13 protein-coding genes are annotated in these 18,685 nt (G+C 33.0%); 10 read left to right on the top strand and 3 right to left on the bottom strand.

The features are described 5' to 3' along the window. Window positions 1–988 precede the first annotated feature (988 nt). Window positions 989–2,005, bottom strand: coding sequence for an LLM class flavin-dependent oxidoreductase (locus L1276_RS20095; protein ID WP_253790988.1), 1,017 nt, complete (start codon window positions 2,003–2,005; stop codon window positions 989–991). 174 nt (window positions 2,006–2,179) lie between these two features. Between L1276_RS20095 and L1276_RS20090 the strand changes: the two genes are divergently transcribed. The 4 genes from L1276_RS20090 to L1276_RS20075 all read left to right on the top strand — a co-directional run bounded on the left by L1276_RS20090 (window position 2,180) and on the right by L1276_RS20075 (window position 7,449). Continuing rightward, entirely contained in the window at window positions 2,180–2,695 is a 516-nt protein-coding gene (locus tag L1276_RS20090; RefSeq protein WP_253790986.1) for a DUF2975 domain-containing protein, read from the top strand. A 2-nt stretch (window positions 2,696–2,697) separates the two neighbouring features. Continuing rightward, window positions 2,698–2,904, top strand: coding sequence for a helix-turn-helix transcriptional regulator (locus tag L1276_RS20085; protein WP_012024053.1), 207 nt, complete (start codon window positions 2,698–2,700; stop codon window positions 2,902–2,904). 116 nt (window positions 2,905–3,020) lie between these two features. Continuing rightward, entirely contained in the window at window positions 3,021–3,905 is an 885-nt protein-coding gene (locus L1276_RS20080; RefSeq protein WP_253790984.1) for an ABC transporter ATP-binding protein, read from the top strand. 4 nt (window positions 3,906–3,909) lie between these two features. Then, entirely contained in the window at window positions 3,910–7,449 is a 3,540-nt protein-coding gene (locus L1276_RS20075; protein WP_253790982.1) for a M1 family aminopeptidase, read from the top strand. A 216-nt stretch (window positions 7,450–7,665) separates the two neighbouring features. Here L1276_RS20075 and L1276_RS20070 read toward each other — a convergent pair whose 3' ends face one another. Then, the gene (locus tag L1276_RS20070) at window positions 7,666–8,898 is read right to left on the bottom strand and encodes a polysaccharide deacetylase family protein (protein WP_253790980.1); all 1,233 of its coding nucleotides are present in this window, start codon (window positions 8,896–8,898) and stop codon (window positions 7,666–7,668) included. 181 nt (window positions 8,899–9,079) lie between these two features. Between L1276_RS20070 and L1276_RS20065 the strand changes: the two genes are divergently transcribed. Beyond that, the gene (locus L1276_RS20065) at window positions 9,080–9,865 is read left to right on the top strand and encodes an alpha/beta fold hydrolase (protein ID WP_253790978.1); all 786 of its coding nucleotides are present in this window, start codon (window positions 9,080–9,082) and stop codon (window positions 9,863–9,865) included. 119 nt (window positions 9,866–9,984) lie between these two features. Here L1276_RS20065 and L1276_RS20060 read toward each other — a convergent pair whose 3' ends face one another. Beyond that, on the bottom strand, window positions 9,985–11,958 hold the full coding sequence (locus L1276_RS20060; RefSeq protein ID WP_253790976.1) for a sigma 54-interacting response regulator: 1,974 nt from the start codon (window positions 11,956–11,958) through the stop codon (window positions 9,985–9,987). 207 nt (window positions 11,959–12,165) lie between these two features. Here L1276_RS20060 and L1276_RS20055 point away from each other — a divergent pair, with 207 nt between their 5' ends. From L1276_RS20055 to kdpA, 5 genes are all read left to right on the top strand, one after another. Then, window positions 12,166–14,604 carry a sensor histidine kinase gene (locus L1276_RS20055; RefSeq protein ID WP_253790974.1) on the top strand — a complete coding sequence of 813 codons (2,439 nt, stop codon included), beginning with the start codon at window positions 12,166–12,168 and terminating at the stop codon, window positions 14,602–14,604. 51 nt (window positions 14,605–14,655) lie between these two features. After that, a complete protein-coding gene (locus L1276_RS20050; protein ID WP_253790973.1) occupies window positions 14,656–16,002 on the top strand; it encodes a sigma-54 dependent transcriptional regulator in 1,347 nt (448 codons plus the stop codon). A gap of 281 nt (window positions 16,003–16,283) precedes the next feature. Beyond that, window positions 16,284–16,565 (top strand): hypothetical protein, encoded by a 282-nt coding sequence (locus tag L1276_RS20045; protein WP_071636641.1) that lies wholly within the window; start codon window positions 16,284–16,286, stop codon window positions 16,563–16,565. A gap of 163 nt (window positions 16,566–16,728) precedes the next feature. Then, a complete protein-coding gene (gene kdpF, locus L1276_RS20040) occupies window positions 16,729–16,806 on the top strand; it encodes a K(+)-transporting ATPase subunit F (RefSeq protein ID WP_081909388.1) in 78 nt (25 codons plus the stop codon). Between the two features lie 92 nt (window positions 16,807–16,898). Next, entirely contained in the window at window positions 16,899–18,620 is a 1,722-nt protein-coding gene (gene kdpA / locus L1276_RS20035; protein ID WP_253790971.1) for a potassium-transporting ATPase subunit KdpA, read from the top strand. The last annotated feature ends 65 nt before the right edge of the window (window positions 18,621–18,685 follow it).

The raw sequence follows: 18,685 nt of genomic DNA, 5'->3' as shown, positions 1-18,685 counted from the left end.
GTTTTAACATCTCTGTTAAAACGGCTGTCAATTCAATATGTCTACGAACGTGTATTTCTTTTTGTCTTCGCTTGTGTTTCAAAGCGGGTGCAAAAGTAGAAAACTTATTTCTAACCGGCAAATGTTTTTTGAAGTTTTTTTAAAGAAAATTTCTTTTCTTTTTTCCTCTCAAACATTACCAATCTATCAATGAACTTTCCGTGTTTTGCGGGGTGCAAACTTAAAACTTTCTTTCTTTTCCCGCAAGCTTTTTTTAATCTTTTTTTGAAAATAAATTTTCTTCAAATCTTAACTGCCTGCCGGTATTTCAGTGAACGTTTATCGCTGTTGCGGGTGCAAAAGTACACTCTTTATTTACATCTGCAAGACTTTTTTTTATATAATTTCAATCTTTTTTGTAACTCGCTGGTTTTACGTTTTTTACAATGCAAAGTTTTTTTCGTCCTTTTGGGGTTATTTGGTTTTTTAGCCTGTTTTGTCTAGTTCTGCCGCGAAGTCACTAAGACCCAGAGTCTCGTTTTTGCTCTATTTTTTTTAATCTCGCAGAGTCCGTGAGGCAATAAGTCTTTATTTTTTCTTTGTTTTTTCTTTTGGAAATGTCTTTTCCTTCGCAAATTTTCTTTGAAAACCGATGTCCTAGCCCCGATAGTAGTGGAAATCCTTTTTGTGGCGGGGTTCGCCGCAAAAAGATTGGAACGGATAGCGGGATTAGCTCATTAATTAAATTTCAAACTTAAAAGGGCTCCGTCTCCGCTCAGCTGGACATTCCTATATATTATAGTCTTCGTGAATTGGATTTTCTGTATCGACGCGCTGTATTTTACACGTGACATAGACGCACTGCTGTGCATCTCTATGGAAAATTGGAACGTAATTATGATTTCATGATTATATATACATATATATATATGTATAAAAAACAAACCCGACAGGTTTTGAAAACTTGTCGGGTTGTGATAATGAAATCTACTCTTATATATATGTATACTTATATATGTATACTATCATTTAAGCTGTCGATAGCTTCTTTAGTGATTTGAATGCTTTTTAGTTTTGCCTGATGATCGAAGATTGGGCTTGTTACCATTAGTTCGTCGATTCTTGCGTAGTTGATAAACTTTTTCAAATCGGTTATTAATTGTTCTTTGTTTCCTGTGAAAGTTCCAGCTGTCATTTGATTGACATGGAAACGTTCTTGTTCGTTCATGATATCATCTAGTGACGGAACTGGCGGCTGTAAACCTTTGCGGTCGTTTCTAATTAAGTTTAGAAACATTTGATACAAACTTGTAGATAACAATTCTGCTTCTTCGTTTGTGTCTGCTGCGATTATATTCAGACAAGCCATTGTCTTTGGTTTGTCTAAATATTCTGAAGGCTGGAAATTTTCTCTGTAAAATTCAAATGCCTGAATCATCAGTTTTGGCGCAAAGTGTCCGGCAAAAGCATAAGGTAATCCGTAGGCAGCGGCCAAAGCTGCACTATCCATGCTTGATCCCAGAATCCAGATTGGAACTTTTAGTCCTTCAGCTGGGAATGCGCGTACTTTTCCTATTTCATTTTCGCTTGAAAAATACTCTTGGAGTTTGCTTACGTTTTGCGGAAAACGCTGTGCCTGCTCAAAAAAGTCTTTTCGAATTGCTTCGGCGGTTGGCTGATCTGTACCCGGCGCTCTTCCTAAACCTAAATCGATTCGGTTGGGATAAAGTGTTTCGAGCGTTCCAAATTGTTCGGCGACTACTAAAGGAGAATGATTCGGGAGCATAATTCCGCCAGAACCTACACGGATATTTTTGGTCTGACTTGCTACATAACCAATTAAAACAACCGTTGCTGTACTTGCAACGTGTGCCATATTGTGATGTTCTGCAAGCCAAAACCGCTTGTATCCTAAAGTATCTGCTAATTGCGCTATGTCTTTTGTTTTTTGAAATGTTTCTGTGGCATTGCTATCCTGAGTGATGATAGCGAGGTCTAATAATGAGACTGAAATTGGGTTTTTCATATAAAAAAATGCTAGTCTACAAAATTAACTCATTTATATGGATGCCTTTTGTTTTCTAATGTTAATAGATTTATAATATTTCTAAAACTATCTAAAAGTTTCTTTTTTAATAATTAATTATTGTTTTACGATAATTAATTATACATTTGCAATATCAATCTAACTTTTCATTATATGAAGACAACTCATATTGTATCCAAAATATTATTTTATTTTACCCGATTTTTGTCTGTGGTTTATTTCTTTTTGGCCGCATATTCAGTTTTTACATTAATTACGGGATTATTTTTGACTTTTAAGGACAACGGAAAGTATTTTCAGATTTGTTATCCTTTTACTTCTCATCCTTTGATGCTTGGCGATTACAACCTGCCTTATATTCTTTTTGATTTTTTGGCGCCGTTGAGTTTGTACGGACTTTTCTTTTTATTGAGTAGTAATGTTTTTAAAGTATTTTTTCAGCCTAAATTATTTACTGTGAATGGAATTTCTCATTTGAGGCGTTTCTATTTATCCAATTTATTAATTCCGGTTATTGTAATATTTGTGGCTTTCTTTTTTGTTCCGCTGGATAATGAAGTTTCGCTTTTTATTCTGTTGCACGGAATGCTTGGTGTTTTCGCTTACTTTTTAGCCGCCATTTTTAAACAAGGTTTAAACCTTCAGAACGAACAAGACTTATTTATATAATTATGCCAATAATTGTAAATGTTGATGTAATGCTTGCCAAACGCAAGATGCAGAGTAAAGAATTGGCAGAAAAACTAGATATCACACCTGCTAATTTATCGATTCTAAAAACTGGAAAAGCAAAAGGAATTCGGTTTGATACTCTCGAAGCTATTTGTAAAATATTGGATTGCCAGCCCGGTGATATTTTAGAATACGTGGCAGAATAGCTTTCTTTTAAATCTTATTTCACTCTTAATAAATCGGTTTTTGAAGCCGACAGGCATTCTATTGCCTAAATTTTTCAAATCATAATTTAATTCAATCATCAAAATCAATAAAAAAAATGAACAGTTTATCAATCCAAAATCTCAGCAAAACGTATGAGAACGGCACAAAAGCGATTGACAATTTATCGCTTGAAATTACAAACGGAATGTTTGGTTTACTTGGCCCAAACGGCGCCGGAAAATCGACATTAATGCGAACTATTGCTGCTTTGCAGGAACCCACATCGGGAAGTATTGAATTTAACGGAATTAATATTCTGGAAAATCCAATGTTTATCAGGCAAAATCTGGGTTATCTGCCACAGGAATTTGGTGTTTATCCTAAAATTTCTGCTTATCGCCTGCTCGATCATCTGGCAGTTTTAAAAGGAATCGTCGATAAAAAGGAACGACACGATCAAATTTTGTATTTGTTGCAGCAGACCAATTTACTCCAGCATAAAGATAAAGCGGTTCATTCTTTTTCCGGCGGTATGCGTCAGCGCTTTGGAATTGCTCAGGCTTTATTAGGAAATCCGAAGATTATTATTGTAGATGAACCTACTGCGGGACTTGATCCGGAGGAAAGAAACCGATTTAATAATTTGCTGAGTGAAATTGGCGAAAGCATTATTGTGGTTCTATCGACGCATATTGTGGAAGACGTTCGTGATTTATGTCCAAAAATGGCCATTATCTCTAACGGAAAATTGATTTTGGAAGGAAAACCAAACGAAGCGATCGATTCTTTGAAAGATAAAATATGGATGAAGGCGATTGATAAAACAGAACTGAAAGAACATCAATCGAACTTTAATATCATTTCATCCAACTTAAATTCAGGGAAAATCAATATTCATGTTTTTTCAGACGAAAAGCCAGATTCTGGTTTCGAATTGATATCGCCAGATTTAAGCGATGTTTATTTTAGTGTTTTAGCTCAAAATCAACTTAAAAAATAGTGTTATGCTTTCTAAATTAATTCAATTTGAATGGCATAACAACACCAGAAGCTGGACTTTTTATGCCACATTTATAATTTATTTGGTTTTAGGATTTTTTGTGAGTGCTTTTGCGAATTTCTCTTTTTCGGGTGCTTACAAAAATAGTCCGTATGTATTGACTTATGCGATTGGTTTGATTTCGTTAATGACAATATTTTCGATTACACTTCAGGTCGCGCAGCGTTTTTTAAAGGAATATGAAACGAAATTCGATTCTATTATTTTCTCCTCTCCAATTTCTAAGTTTCATTATTTGGCTCCAAAATTTATTATTGCGTTTATAATCGCCGTAGTTTCTTTTGGAATGTTTATCGTCGGAATGATCGTTGGACATCAAATGTCCTGGCTTTCTAAAAGCGAAATTGGTTCTTTTGAAATTATAAATTATCTCTGGCCGTATTTTGTAATTGTGATTCCGAATATTTTTCTGTGTCTTTCAATATTGACGGCTTTGGCTTGGCTTACGCGAAGTAAACTTTTTATTTATGTTGGCGGTTTATTAATTTACATCTTATATATAGCGGGTTCCATTTTTTCCAATTCGCCCATCTTTGCAAATGCTTCTCCATCTTCGGCGAAAGCCATGTCTTTGGTTGCAAAAATAGATCCGTTTGGTTTGGCAGCTTTTTTAGAACAAACGAGATATTGGACTTCGATTGAAAAAAATACTGAATTAGTTTCGCTTTCGGGAAACTTTTTATTTAATCGATTGTTGTGGATTTCGGTTTCACTGCTTTTACTTTTTATTTCCTATCGCTTGTTTTCTTTCCGAAAAACGAAAACCAAAGAGATAAAAATGCCTAAAATTATTTCAAAAGAAGCAAAAATCTTTTCTTCGGAAATTCCAAAAAACATTGAATTCAAAACTTTCAGACATAATTTTGCTGTTTTTAAAAGCAATATCAAACTGGATATTTTTTTAGTTTTAAAAGGAATTCCTTTTTTATTGATTGTTCTTTTGTTTTCGGGATTATTAATGATTGAGATTTCGGATGAAATTGACGGCGGAATCCGATTAGCCGAAAAAATTACGGATACGGCTTTGATGATTTCAACTATAATGGATCGTCTGCCTTTTATTCTGATCTTGATTCTGCTTTTTTACAGCAGTGAATTATTAAATCGAAGTGAGAATTCGAGATTTGAAATGCTCGAAAATACTGCACCATATTCTCAATTTGTAGTTTTACTTTCGAAATTGACAGCACTTTTTATCATTCCGTTATTCATTATAAGCATTAGTATTTTGATTGGATGTGCATTTCAGATTGTGAATTCAAATGCCCCAATCGAAATTGGTCTTTATCTTTCTTTGTTTTATTATCTCGGATTTCCGTTGTTGCTGATTGCGATTTTGGTAATTGCGATTCAGACTTTTATTAAAAATAAATATATAGGACTTTCGGTTGCTACTTTTGTCTGCATTTTGTTTTGTACGGGAATTGGAGAACAATTGGGAATTTCGCATCCTTTATTCCGATTTGGAAATGCTTTTAAAATGGAATATTTTGATTTGAATGGTTTTGGAAAATACACTTTTCCGTTTCATATCTCAATGTTGTACAATTTTGGATTGGCTTTACTGCTTCTTACTTTGACTGGAATTTTGTGGAAAAGAAACGCTTCAATTGTAAAAACCTTTCGAAGAAATTCATTTAATGGCATTCAAACAGCAACTTTTACATTCGGAATTATTCTATTTATTGGTTTTGGAAGTTATCTTTTTTATAAAACTAATATTGAATATCCGTATTTGACCGAAGAAGATCAGAACAACTGGAGCGAGAAATATGAAACTCAATTTAAAAAATATACCAATCTTGCTCAGCCTACGATTGTTTCTGTAAAAAGTAAAGTCGATTTATTTCCTGAGGAAAATAGTTATGAAGTAAAAGGCACTTATGAATTGATCAATAATTCTGAAAAACCAATTGATAGTTTACTCCTATATATAGATCGAAATTCAAAACTGAATTCTATTGAAATTCCTAATTCTAAAAACATGGACGATGTTTCGGCATTTCAACATTATTGGTATCGATTGGAAAAACCTTTAGAGCCTCAACAGAAAATGAAAATGAATTTTTCTTTTGAATCATCATGGTCGCCATTTAAAGGACATACTGCATTTAATTCTATTATAAAAAATGGATCGTTTATGCGAATAAGCCGTTACTTTCCGCTTTTTGGCTATCAGGAATCGAATGAAATCAGCAGTAAAAGAGAAAGAAGAAAAAGATATTTAAATCCTCAAACGCCTCTTAAAAAACTGGAAGACAAATCGGAAATTAAATATGATTTTGTTGATTATGATGCTGTGGTTTCGACTTCTAAAAATCAAACGGCGATTGGTGTTGGAGATTTAATTGGGAATTGGAAAAAAGACGACCGCAATTATTTTCATTATAAATCTAATGGTAAAATTCCGTTTCGTTTTGCTTTTTCTTCTGCCGAATATGAAATTCAAAAAACGAATTATAAAGGTGTTTCGATTGAAGTTTTTTATGATAAAAGACATTCGAGAAACATTAAAAAACTAATTCAGGATGTAAAAAATACTTTAGATTATTGCCAGAATAACTTTGGAAAGTATCCGTACAAAACAATTCGTTATGCCGAAGTTTCTGCTTTCGCTGATGGATTTGCTGCGACTTCTTATCCGTCGACGGTTTTTATGAAAGAGAATTTTGGCTTTTACAGCAACCTAAATAATAAGGATAAAGAAGATGTAATTAATCAATTAACGGCTCATGAATTGTCGCACGAATGGTGGGGAAATTCGCAGATCAATCCGGAACAAAAAGAAGGAAGCTGGATTTTGACTGAAACTCTGGCGCAATACACGGAACTCATACTTTATGAAAAAGAACATGGTTTGGAAAAAGCACTCGAAACTTTAAAAATTCATCTGGATTTATATTTGAGCAGCCGAAGTTATGATCCTGAAACGCCTTTGTATAAAACAAATTACGATACGCCGCATTTACCTTATGATAAAGGAATGCTCATAATGCATCAGCTTCGGATTTTAATTGGTGAGAAAAAGGTAAATCTGGCTTTGAAAAATTTTCTGAATCATTATAAATATCCAAATCCATTTCCTGATTCTGAAAGTTTATTAAAAGAGATTTATGCTGTTACGGATAAAAAAGTGTATTCTAAATTAGATGAAATGTTTAAGCAGATTATTACTTATTCTTCAAAAATAGAATCTGTTTCAAGTATTAAAAAAGATGGTTTTTATGAGGTTTCTTTTAAAGCTGATTCTAAAAAATATAAAGAAAATGCAACTGGAGAACGAAAACTAATAGCAAACGATGCCACAATAGATATTGGTATTTATGATGAAAACGGAAAATTATTTCGTTATTCTTTCTTCATAAAAAACAATAAAGTTGAAGGAAAAATCAAACTCAGAACAAAACCTCAAGGTATTGTTGTTGATCCGTATTTAATGAATATTGATACTTTTATAAAGGACAACGTGAAAGAAATTGATTAGTTTTTTTTGCCACGAATTCCACGAATTTCCACTAATTTTTAATTTTAGTTTTTCGCAAATGCTCAAAATATAGCTCGCGGTTTCAACCGCGGGAAACGTTACGAATAGATGTAATTATATATTGTATACCCGTGGTTAAAACCACGGGCTATGTTTGAAATAAAAACCATTCAAAAAATAGGAATTAGAGAAATTCGTGAATTCGTGGCAAAAAAATTATTTAAATTGAATGAAGATCTGTTTGTGGGTTGTTTTTCCGTCGTCTTTTATTTTCAAATCTTTACTGGATTCGATTTCAAATTTAGATGACGTTTCTATATTTAATGAAATATCTTGATATCGAAAGTTTTGCGGGATTTCAGGCAATTCGATCGTAACTTCTATTTCTTTGTTTTTTTGTTTGTAATCGACTTTAATTCTGTCTCTTAACCAAATGTATTCGTAAACTTCCTGCCACGGCGCCATCCAAATAGAATCGTTTCCTTTTGCTCCGTAGTTGTTGGCAAGCGTTGTCATATAATATTTAAATTCGGGAAAACGCATACTTAAATTCCACAAATTTGTATTTCCGGTTCCGTGTGTGAAATCGTTAAACCAAACTGGTTCTGGCTGTTTTACAATTGAATCTATATTTCTTAAAAAAACATCCATTGTTTTGAAACTAGTTGTATCTTTTGAACTCAATACAAAAGTTCTTGCAGAAATCATTTTATCTAAATCGACTTTAGAATTTACTTTATAAACTGGACCCGTACCTTTATAAGAAGCAACAGAAAGAAATCCGTTTGTTAATGCTTCTTTTTCGTATTTCAAATGATAATCAGGATCGCCTTCTCCGCCAGGAACGACAAAGTGTGACATGATGAAGTTTAGATTTTGTTTTATCGAAGTAGTGTTTTCTGTCACTTCTGTTTTATAATTTGTTCCGTGTTTAGTTGCATGATGAAAACTGTGATTCAAAATATCCCAGCCCGCATTGTACATTTCTTTAATTTCTGACCAAGAAAGATGTCCGCGGTTTTCGGGCAAATCACGAATTGATCCTCCATTGATGGCTAAAGCCAATTTAAACGGAATTTTATTCCCGAATCCGTCTGAATAAAAAACACCTTTTGAGGTTGTTCCATCTCCGCCTTGATCAATTTTCCATTCATTTTTATCGGGATTGCTAATTTTTCCTCCATTTAATAACGGAAATGCAGTTAAATAAGCAGATCGATAACCATCGTCAAGCGTAAAACTGTAAGCAAAATGTTTGTTGAATTTTAAAGGAGAAGGTTTTATTTTGACTTTAGCGTCTGATTTTAATTTGATTTTAAAAGAAATAGTTTTCGTTTTTGAAGAATCGATTTTAGAATTCAAATCATTTCCAAAACAAACAAAAACTGAATTTATCAGAAGAACTAAGGTGAATAAAAATGGCTTTATTTGAGAATGTGGTCGTGTCATTTTAATGTTAGAATTAGATTTTCTAAAGATATTTAAAAAATGATATTTCAATACTCAAAAAAGTATTTAACGAAATATAATAATTCGAAAAAGAACGAAATCACGTTAACCCTATAAAAATTAATACTTCAAGAAACAGGCATACAGATTGCATTTTAAAATTTACCTAAAAAATCCTGTTATGTATCTTTCAACTACCAAAACGATAGTGTTTATTTCGGGAGCTTTTGTGAGCCATTTTTATTGGGGGAAATGGCTCACGTTTTTTGAAAACAAAGGATATAAAGTGGTTGCTCCGCCCTGGCTTCACAAAAATGATTCGATTGAAAATTTAAGAAAACAGAATCCATGTGTAAAAATTGGATCGATCTCTTTATTTGATCTTTTGTGTTATTATACCGAAATCATTGAAAAACTTCCCGAAAAACCCATTTTAGTGGGACATTCTTATGGCGGACTTTTAGTGCAATTATTAGTTCAGAAAGATTTAGCCGAAGCAGGAATCTGCATTAATTCTTTTCCTCAAAAAGGTTTTACGACTTCAAAATTTTCATTTTATAAAAAGATTATTTCTTTTTCGTTCGGTATTTTTTCTTCTAAAAAAACGTTCCTTTTGCCATTCGAAAATTGGAAAAATACATTCTTTAATATTCAATCCATTGAAGTACAAAAAAATAAATATGATAAATTCATTATTCCTGAATCTAAGAAAGCGTTACGAAATTTATTCTCAAAACATGCCAAAATCAATTGTAGAAAAAAACACGTTCCTCTATTTTTTATTTCGTGTTCTGAAGACCAGATTATTCCTCCGAAATTGGTTCAATGGAATTTTAGAAAACATAGAAATATACATTCCATAACTTGTTATAAAGAATTCAGAAATAAAAATCATTTTGTAATTCTTCATCCCGAATGGCAGGAAGTCGCAGAATCTGTGGCAAAATGGATTGAAAAAGTTACTTAAATTTATTAATTCTTTCTTTTTGAATCTCGCAAAGACGCAAAGACGCCAAGTTTTTTCTTTTTTTAAGTTTAAATTTTGCGACTTGGCGACTTTGCGAGCAATTTTCGGTGCTAAAAATATTAGCTTATTTCTCTCTTAATTTCTAATTTCTTGATTTTTGAATTTAAGGTTGAAGGATGAATATCCAGAATTTCTGCTGCACCGCCTGCGCCGGAGATTTTTCCGTTGCATTTTTTAAGAATATATAAAATGTAGTCACGTTCGTTTTCCATAATCGTTTTTATTGAAAATGAATCGGTGCTTTGCTGTGCATGTATTTTTGAGGAAGGCGAGAATTCAATAGATTTAATTGTATTTCCTTCTGTCAATAATAAAGTACGCTGAATAAGATGTTCGAGTTCCCTGATATTCCCCGGCCAATCGTAATTTGTAATCTGCTGTAAAGCATTTTCAGAAAGTGCCGGCACTTTTCGATTCATACGTTCGCTGTAAATATTTATAAAATGATCTGCCAAATCTGGTATATCTTCTTTTCGCTTTTTTAATGAAGGCACTAGAATTGGAAAAACATGAAGTCTATAATATAAATCCATTCTAAAACGTCCTGCTGCAACTTCTTCTTCAAGGTTTTTATTGGTTGCTGCAATAATACGGACATCAATTTTTATAGGCATTAATCCGCCAACACGTTCGATTTCGCGTTCTTGTAAAACACGCAATAATTTTACCTGAAGTTCTAATGGCATCTCTCCTATCTCATCTAAGAAAATTGTTCCGCCATTTGCGAGTTCAAATTTCCCGATTCGCTTTTCAGTTGCTCCCGTAAAAGCGCCTTTTTCATGTCCGAACAAAAGTGATTCTGCAAGGTTTTCAGGAATGGCACCACAGTTTATAATAATTAATGGTTTGTCTTTTCTTGGCGATAAATCGTGAATGCTTTTGGCAATTTTTTCTTTTCCGGTACCGCTTTCACCCAAAATTAAAACAGAAGTATCAGACGGCGCTACTTTTTTGATATAATTAAAAACCGTTACCATTTGCGAGCTGTTTCCAATTATGCCTTCAAAACTCGATTTTATATTTTCTATTTTTTCTTTTTTCTGCGGAATCTCTTTTGCTTCAACAATTGTTTTTTCAGCAGAATAAAAACGGGAAATAAATTGCGAAAATGTATTTTCAAGATTCGATAATAATTTCAGATTTTCATCTGAATAAATATTAAAATTTCTGCTGTAAAAAGTAAAACAAAATCGTTGCGAAACGGCAATTGAAAGCGGAAAAACCAAATACGATTTGATTCCGAAATTATGTGAAATAATACCTTTAATCGGCGCAGTCTGAAAATTATTAATCAAAGATTCTTCACTGTAAATAGTTGGTTTAATGTCAATCTGCGATTTTATATACGTTTCATTTAATTCCCGAATCGAAATTTCGGCAATCTGCGAAAGCTTTTCTACATTGATAATTTGATATTGATCAATATTTTTTCGGATGATTCCGAGGTTTGAATATTGTTCTGCATTTACAAATCCAGCTTCTAAATAATCGAAAGAAATAAAAGTCTGAATATTTTTGGCAAAAGCCAATAAAGCATCTTCGAGTTTAATATTGGAATTAATTACTTCTGAAATCTTGTTTTTCAATTCCAATTGCTGCATTAACTGCGACTCTAAACTATATTCTTGTCTGTAAAAGGCAATTTCCAGAGTCGTTAAAATATCTTGTTCTCTAAATGGTTTTACAATAAATCCGTAGGGATGTGTGGTTTTGGCCTGATCTAAAATTCGCTTGCTTGAATTGGCAGAAATAAAAATAAAGCCAATATTTTTTTCTTTTAAAATATGAGCGAGATCGATTCCTGTTTTTTCTCCTTTGAGCATAATATCTACAAATACCAAATCTGGTTTTTGCGTCTGAATTGCATCCAAAGCCTGATCTACTGAACGTGCAATTCCGATTACTTTATAATTTGCTTTTTCAAGAATTAACTGCAAATCATGCGCTTCGATAAATTGATCTTCAACAATTAAAATTTGTTTTTGAAAGTGTTTTTTTTGAGATTGGGTGCTGTTTTCAGAGACCGCTTCCATAAATGTAGTATTATTTATATTATAACCCTGTAATTCACTGGCATAAAATTAGTTAAATAACCCCAGTAATTTCAATGTTTTGGAATTTTTGTATAAAAAAAATCACATTTAATGTGAATTTTCTTGATATTTTTCAAAATAATCAGACTTCTTTATTTCTATATTTGTTTTCCAAAACCAATCCAAAAACCTAATTTATAACCTATTATGAAACGAATCATTTTCTACTTGATTTTGCTTGTAAGTTATTCTTCGCTTGGGCAATTATCTCCTTCTGTTGCCAAATATGATCTTCCCAAGAAAAGATTACTAATTCAAGTTTCTTCCATGTATTTGTTTAATGCAAATCAAGGCGCTATTGATGCAGATAGTTCTATTGTTGTGGCTTGCAAAGCATATAAACTTCCTGTTACACTTGCTTATGATGAAGGTTTTAATGATGGATCATATATAATTGGAAAAGATTTAATAGAAAAAGGGAATATTAATTCTGTAAAAAAATTGCTGGCTAAAACCAAAGGAGAAGACAGAATCAAGTTGTTACTTCAACTAGGAAATTTTTATCTTTTTAAATCGGGTGCAAAACCAGAAGATCTTCAAAATGCAAAAACATATATTGACGATGCAGTGCGCACAAGCAATCAGCTTAAAAACAAAAAATGGCAGCAACAGAGTCTGCTTCTTTTAGGTAAATATTATTTTCAGGCTAATAATCAGCCGGAAGGCAAAAAAATATTTTTACAGCTTATAGCCGAATGCCGAAAACAAAATGATAAAAAAGCGCTTGCGGAAGCTTTAGACGTTTACGGAACTCTTCTGTTCAATTTAGATCCTGAAAAAGAAAAGATTTTACAAGAAGCCGTTTCGCTTTATGCTTCTTTAGGAATGGAAGAAAAAAGGATTGAAAATTACATGAAAATCACAACCATTTATTTTTGGGGCGGAAAAATAAATGAAGCCAAAAAAAGATTGTATCAAAATCTGGCTGATCTTCGTAAAATTGGTTTCACACATGAGCAGTTTGCCGAAACAACAATTGTATTTATTGAATTAGGGCAACATAACATTCCAAATGCGCTCTATTATGCGCTGAAAAGCGTTAAGAGAATGGAAGCCGAAAAAGATTATACTTTTGGTGATATTTTTTACAATCGCCTTGCAGATGTTTACAACACTTACGGCCATCATGAAGAGGCGCTTGAATTGTATCAAAAAAGTATCAAAATTGGACAGCAAACATTAAATACCGGAACTTGGTACAAGAGCTTTTTAAGTGCAACCGCCGCTTTATCGTTTAAGAAAAAAAACAAAGAAGCAATTGAATATATCAATACGATAACTGCCGAATATCCTCCAAAAAGTATTTTTGATAAAATGCTGGTAGCTTCTGCAAAAGCCAATTGTTATGCCATATTAAAAGAATATAATCTGGCAGAAAAGTATTTTATAGAAATGGATTCTTATGCTAAACAATTAAATACACCTGAAACATTTAGAGAAGTAATTCATTCTTACGCCACTATGTCTTATTTTTATGCTTTCACTAATAATGCGAAAAAAGCAAAATATTATGCAGATAAAGTTTTTACACTTTCTAAAACTACTGGCAAACCTTATAATTCAGAAATTTTTCAATATTCTTTATATAAAATTGATTCGCTCAGCGGAAATTATCTTGGGGCTTTAGAGCATTACAGAAATGTAAAAAAACTTAGTGATTCTACTAGCGGAATTAACAGAAACAAACAAATTGAAGAACTTAAAATAGATTACGAAACCAAAAATAAAGAACAGAAAATCAAACTTTTAAATCAAGAATCTAATTTAAAAGAAGTTGCTTTAAAAAAATCTAAAATGCTCAATAGTGTTTCTATCTGGAGTTTGGTTTTACTTTTAATTACGGTAGGTTTATTATACAATCGATACCGTTTAAAACAACGAAATCACGCCAAACTGGAAATAAAAGAAAAAGAAATCAACCAGAAAAATATTAATCTGAAACATTTATTGGATGAGAAAGAATGGCTTTTGAAAGAAATTCATCATCGTGTAAAAAACAATCTGCAGACAGTTATCAGCCTTTTGAATTCGCAGTCCGCTTATTTGGAAAATGATATGGCTTTGTCTGCAATTAAAAACAGTCAGCACAGAATTCATTCGATGTCTTTGATTCACCAGAAATTATATAATTCTGAAAATATTTCGACGATTAATATGCCGAATTATATTAAGGAATTGGTCGAATATTTACGAGATTCTTTTTCGCTTGGGCAGAGAATTCGTTTTGAAGTAAAAGTTGATCCGCTGGAATTAGATGTGGCACACGCAGTTCCGCTTGGATTGATTTTAAATGAAGCGATTACGAATTCCATCAAATATGCTTTTCCCGATGACCGAACCGGAATGATTTATATAACGCTTGAAACTATAGCTGAAAATCAATATGTTTTGACTATTTCTGATAACGGAATTGGTTTTGATTTGAACCTCAGCGATAAAAAAACTAATTCTTTCGGAATGATGCTGATAAAAGGTTTAAGCGATGATCTTGACGGGAAATTAACAATCGAAAATAATAATGGAACGATTTTGAAAATAGAATTTTCGCAAGAATTTCCGTTGAATCAAAAAAGGAAAATGATTTAAAACCTACATTTGTACATCAAAATACCAATTCGGTTTTAGCTTATCTGCAAAATGACACACAAAATTTTAATTATAGACGACGAAGAAAAACTGAGAAGTCTGCTGGCGCGTATTATAAAATCGGAAGGATTTGAAGTTTTTGAAGCCAAAGATTTAAAATCGGGTTTTAAGAAACTGGAACAAACGGATATTGATGTTGTTTTGTGTGATGTAAAATTACCCGACGGAAATGGTGTTGATTTTCTTCAAAACATAAAAGGAAGTTTTCCTTTGACAGAAGTTATTTTGTTAACTGCTTTTGGAAATATTCCAGATGGCGTTCAGGCAATGAAAAATGGCGCTTTCGATTATATTGTAAAAGGCGACGATAACGATAAAATTATTCCGCTTCTTTATAAAGCGGTTGAAAAAGTGCATTTGCAAAAGAAAGTACAGCAACTTGAAAAACGCATCAACGATAAATATTCTTTCAATACCATTATTGGAAAATCGAAAGGAATTGAACAGGTTATTGATCTCGCACAAAAAGTAGCTAAAACAGATTCGACTGTTTTACTTACCGGCGAAACAGGAACGGGAAAAGAAGTTTTTGCACAGGCGATTCATGAAAACAGTAATCGTGTTGGAAAATCTTTTGTGGCATTAAACTGCAGTACTTTCACCAAAGAAATTTTAGAAAGTGAACTTTTTGGTCATAAACAAGGCGCTTTTACGGGAGCTGTAAAAGATAAAAAAGGTTTTATTGAAGAAGCCAATGGCGGAACTTTATTTCTAGATGAAATTGGTGAAATGCCAATTGATCTTCAAGCCAAATTGTTGCGTGTTTTAGAAACTTCCGAATATATTCCCGTTGGCGACACCACTCCAAAAAAATCAAATTTCAGATTAATTGCAGCTACAAACCGAGATTTAAAAACAGAAAGTGATGAGCATCGTTTTCGTTCTGATTTATATTTCCGTTTAAATATCTTCGAAATTAAATTGCCTTCTTTAAGAGAAAGAATTAAAGATATTGCAGTATTGACGCATCATTTTGTCAAACAATTTTCTGAAAAAACGAATAAAAAAACATTACAAATCTCTGATGATTTTATGCAGAAATTAGAAAATTATTCCTGGCCTGGAAATATCCGCGAACTTAAAAACATCATTGAAAGATCGGTTATTTTGAGTAATGGCGATACTTTAACTTCGGATGTTCTTCCGTACGAAATGCAACATCAAGCGGAGAAAACTACCAAATCAATGTCGGCTTTTTCTATGCAAAGTGTTGAGAAACTTCATATTCAAAAGGTTTTAAATTATACAAAAGGAAATAAAGCCGAGACGGCACGATTATTAGAAATTGGAATTGCGACTTTGTATAGAAAGCTGGAAGAGTATAATATACAGCCGTGATCCTGCAAGGTTTTCAAAACCTTGTAGGTTTAAATTTTAAATAATTTGAACTTTATAATTAAGTAGAATACCTACAAGGTTTTGAAAACCTTGCAGGAGACGTTGATTCTCAACATAAACCTTATCATTTCAATAAAAGCTTATCATTTTGATAGGCTTTTTTTATTCCTGATTTTTGGCACACAACTACATTCCTTTTATTGACAGCACTTTAGCTGTAACTTGACTTTTTCGGAACATATTTTGGCATAACGAGAGAGAACATTAAAAATTCATTCCAAATGAAAACTCAAGTTACCTCAATCTACAAACAAGCTGAACGCTTTGCCGAAATCACTAAAAAATCGATTATTTCTGGAAATATCGTTCGTGCCAAAAAATGTCTGGCTCTTGCCGAACGTTTGTTTATAACCGGAAGCATCGAAACTAAAAATGCCATTTCTAATGTGTATGTTTTTTCGGTTTCTTCTTTTATGGAAGTGCGTCACTGCAATATTTCACATCTTTTTCCACAAACGCTTAAAGCGGAATATATCAAGCAGGTTAATGCCTCTGGTGTTTAATCGGTTAACTGTTTAATTGTTTAATCGCTCCAAAACAATCTAAAATCTAAAATCTGAATTCTAAAATAATTATCCTATGATCACTTTTCTTTTACTCGGACTGGCCGTTGTGCTGTTTGCCATTTGTTTTCTCTCTGTTGAATTTTTTGAAAAAATCTAAATCATGACCGCACTATTTATTATTTCAATCGCCGTTTTCGTGTATTTGGTTTATGTATTAATCAAACCCGAAAAATTTTAATAATGTAAAAAGTTATAAGTGAGATGTTAGATGTTATGCGTCCGTCTCATTTTTACAAATTACATCTTACATTTTACAAAAACTCACATATTATGAACACAGAATTATTAGGCGTCATTGGTATTTTTATCGTAACCATTGTTTTAGCGATTCCATTAGGAAAATATATTGCTAAAGTTTATTTGGGAGATAAAACACTTCTTGACCCGATCTTCAATCCAATTGAAAAATTTATTTTTAAAATCAGCGGTATTAATTCCACTGAAGAAATGAACTGGAAACAACACTTAAAAGCACTTTTAAGTATTAATATGGTTTGGTTCTTTCTTTGCTTTTTTGTCTTATTGTTTCAAGGTTCTTTGCCTTTAAATCCAGATAATAACCCATCGATGACACCCGATTTGGCATTTAACACTGCTATTTCATTTTTAGTCAATTGTAACTTACAGCATTATTCGGGCGAAAGCGGGGTTTCTTATCTTTCACAAATTGTCTTGATGTTCCTTCAATTTGTTTCTGCCGGTATCGGGATGGCTGCTGCCGCAATGATTTTTACGGCAATGAAAGAAAGAACGACAGAACAATTGGGTAATTTTTATAATTATTTCATCAAAAGCTGTACTCGTATTTTATTACCCCTTTCAGTAATTGTAGCTATTGCATTAGTTTTTAGTGGTACTCCTATGTCTTTTGAAGGTAAAGATGCTATTACAACGCTTCAAGGTGATCATGTCGAAGTTTCTCGCGGACCTGCAGCAGCCTTTATTGCTATTAAACATATTGGTACAAATGGTGGTGGATTTTTTGGAGCCAACTCAGCGCATCCATTAGAAAACCCAACTTATTTTACAAATGGAGTGGAGCTTTGGGCACAGATGATTATTCCGTTTGCGATGATTTTTGCACTTGGATTTTTCCTAAACAAAAGAAAATTATCAAACATCATATTTGGCGTAATGACAGTTGGTTTTTTGCTTCTGGTTGTTCCAACAGTTATGAGTGAAATCAACGGAAATCCAGCTATTGAAAAAATGGGTATTGCACAAACAACCGGAGCGATGGAAGGAAAAGAAGTTCGGTTTGGTCCCGCAATGTCAGGTTTTTGGAGTATTGCCACAACGGTAATTTCTACAGGTTCTGTAAACAGTATGCACGATAGCTCAATGCCAGTTTCTGGCGCTATGCAATTATTATCTATGATGGTGAATGCCTTTTACGGCGGATGTGGTGTTGGTATTTTGAACTATTACATTTTCATTATTCTGGCTGTATTTATCTCCGGATTAATGGTAGGCCGAACTCCTGAATTTTTAGGGAAGAAAATCGAAGCGCGGGAAGTAAAAATTGCTGCTTTTATCGCGATTCTTCACCCTTTATTAATATTAGCAGGAACTGCTTTAGCCTCTTATTTTGCTGCGCATGACACTGCAATGGGCTATTGGTTTAACGGAAACGCAACAGGCTGGCTAAACAACCCTGGAAACCACGGATTCTCAGAAATGTTATACGAATATACTTCAAGTGCTGCTAACAACGGTTCTGGTTTTGAAGGTTTAGGAGACAATAATCCGTTCTGGAATATCACAACTGGAATTGTATTACTGTTAAGCCGTTTTATTCCAATCATTGGTCCATTGGCAATTGCAGGCTTGCTGGCAGGTAAAAAATACATTCCAGAGAGTGCAGGAACTTTAAAAACAGATACCTCAATTTTCGGAATCATGACTTTTGCTGTAATCGCAATTATCGCTGCTTTATCATTCTTCCCAGCGTTGGCGCTTGGTCCTTTGGCGGAGTATTTTACACTAAAATAAAAATACTGGATATTTTAAACACATAGAAACATAGAATTTAAATCTATAAAAAAGAATAAAAAGAA

The organism is Flavobacterium sp. HSC-32F16, from assembly GCF_024171645.1.
Taxonomy (GTDB): Bacteria; Bacteroidota; Bacteroidia; order Flavobacteriales; family Flavobacteriaceae; genus Flavobacterium.
The sequence above is the reverse complement of the archived record's forward strand: the minus strand, read 5'-3'. Positions and strand labels throughout refer to the sequence as shown.

Excerpts from the sequence above, each read along its gene's own strand:
- L1276_RS20095 (WP_253790988.1), bottom strand. The coding sequence starts at position 2,005 with ATGAAAAACCCAATTTCAGTCTCATTATTAGACCTCGCTATCATCACT.
- L1276_RS20090 (WP_253790986.1), top strand. The coding sequence starts at position 2,180 with ATGAAGACAACTCATATTGTATCCAAAATATTATTTTATTTTACCCGA.
- L1276_RS20085 (WP_012024053.1), top strand. The coding sequence starts at position 2,698 with ATGCCAATAATTGTAAATGTTGATGTAATGCTTGCCAAACGCAAGATG.
- L1276_RS20080 (WP_253790984.1), top strand. The coding sequence starts at position 3,021 with ATGAACAGTTTATCAATCCAAAATCTCAGCAAAACGTATGAGAACGGC.
- L1276_RS20075 (WP_253790982.1), top strand. The coding sequence starts at position 3,910 with ATGCTTTCTAAATTAATTCAATTTGAATGGCATAACAACACCAGAAGC.
- L1276_RS20070 (WP_253790980.1), bottom strand. The coding sequence starts at position 8,898 with ATGACACGACCACATTCTCAAATAAAGCCATTTTTATTCACCTTAGTT.
- L1276_RS20065 (WP_253790978.1), top strand. The coding sequence starts at position 9,080 with ATGTATCTTTCAACTACCAAAACGATAGTGTTTATTTCGGGAGCTTTT.
- L1276_RS20060 (WP_253790976.1), bottom strand. The coding sequence starts at position 11,958 with ATGGAAGCGGTCTCTGAAAACAGCACCCAATCTCAAAAAAAACACTTT.
- L1276_RS20055 (WP_253790974.1), top strand. The coding sequence starts at position 12,166 with ATGAAACGAATCATTTTCTACTTGATTTTGCTTGTAAGTTATTCTTCG.
- L1276_RS20050 (WP_253790973.1), top strand. The coding sequence starts at position 14,656 with ATGACACACAAAATTTTAATTATAGACGACGAAGAAAAACTGAGAAGT.
- L1276_RS20045 (WP_071636641.1), top strand. The coding sequence starts at position 16,284 with ATGAAAACTCAAGTTACCTCAATCTACAAACAAGCTGAACGCTTTGCC.
- kdpF (WP_081909388.1), top strand. The coding sequence starts at position 16,729 with ATGACCGCACTATTTATTATTTCAATCGCCGTTTTCGTGTATTTGGTT.
- kdpA (WP_253790971.1), top strand. The coding sequence starts at position 16,899 with ATGAACACAGAATTATTAGGCGTCATTGGTATTTTTATCGTAACCATT.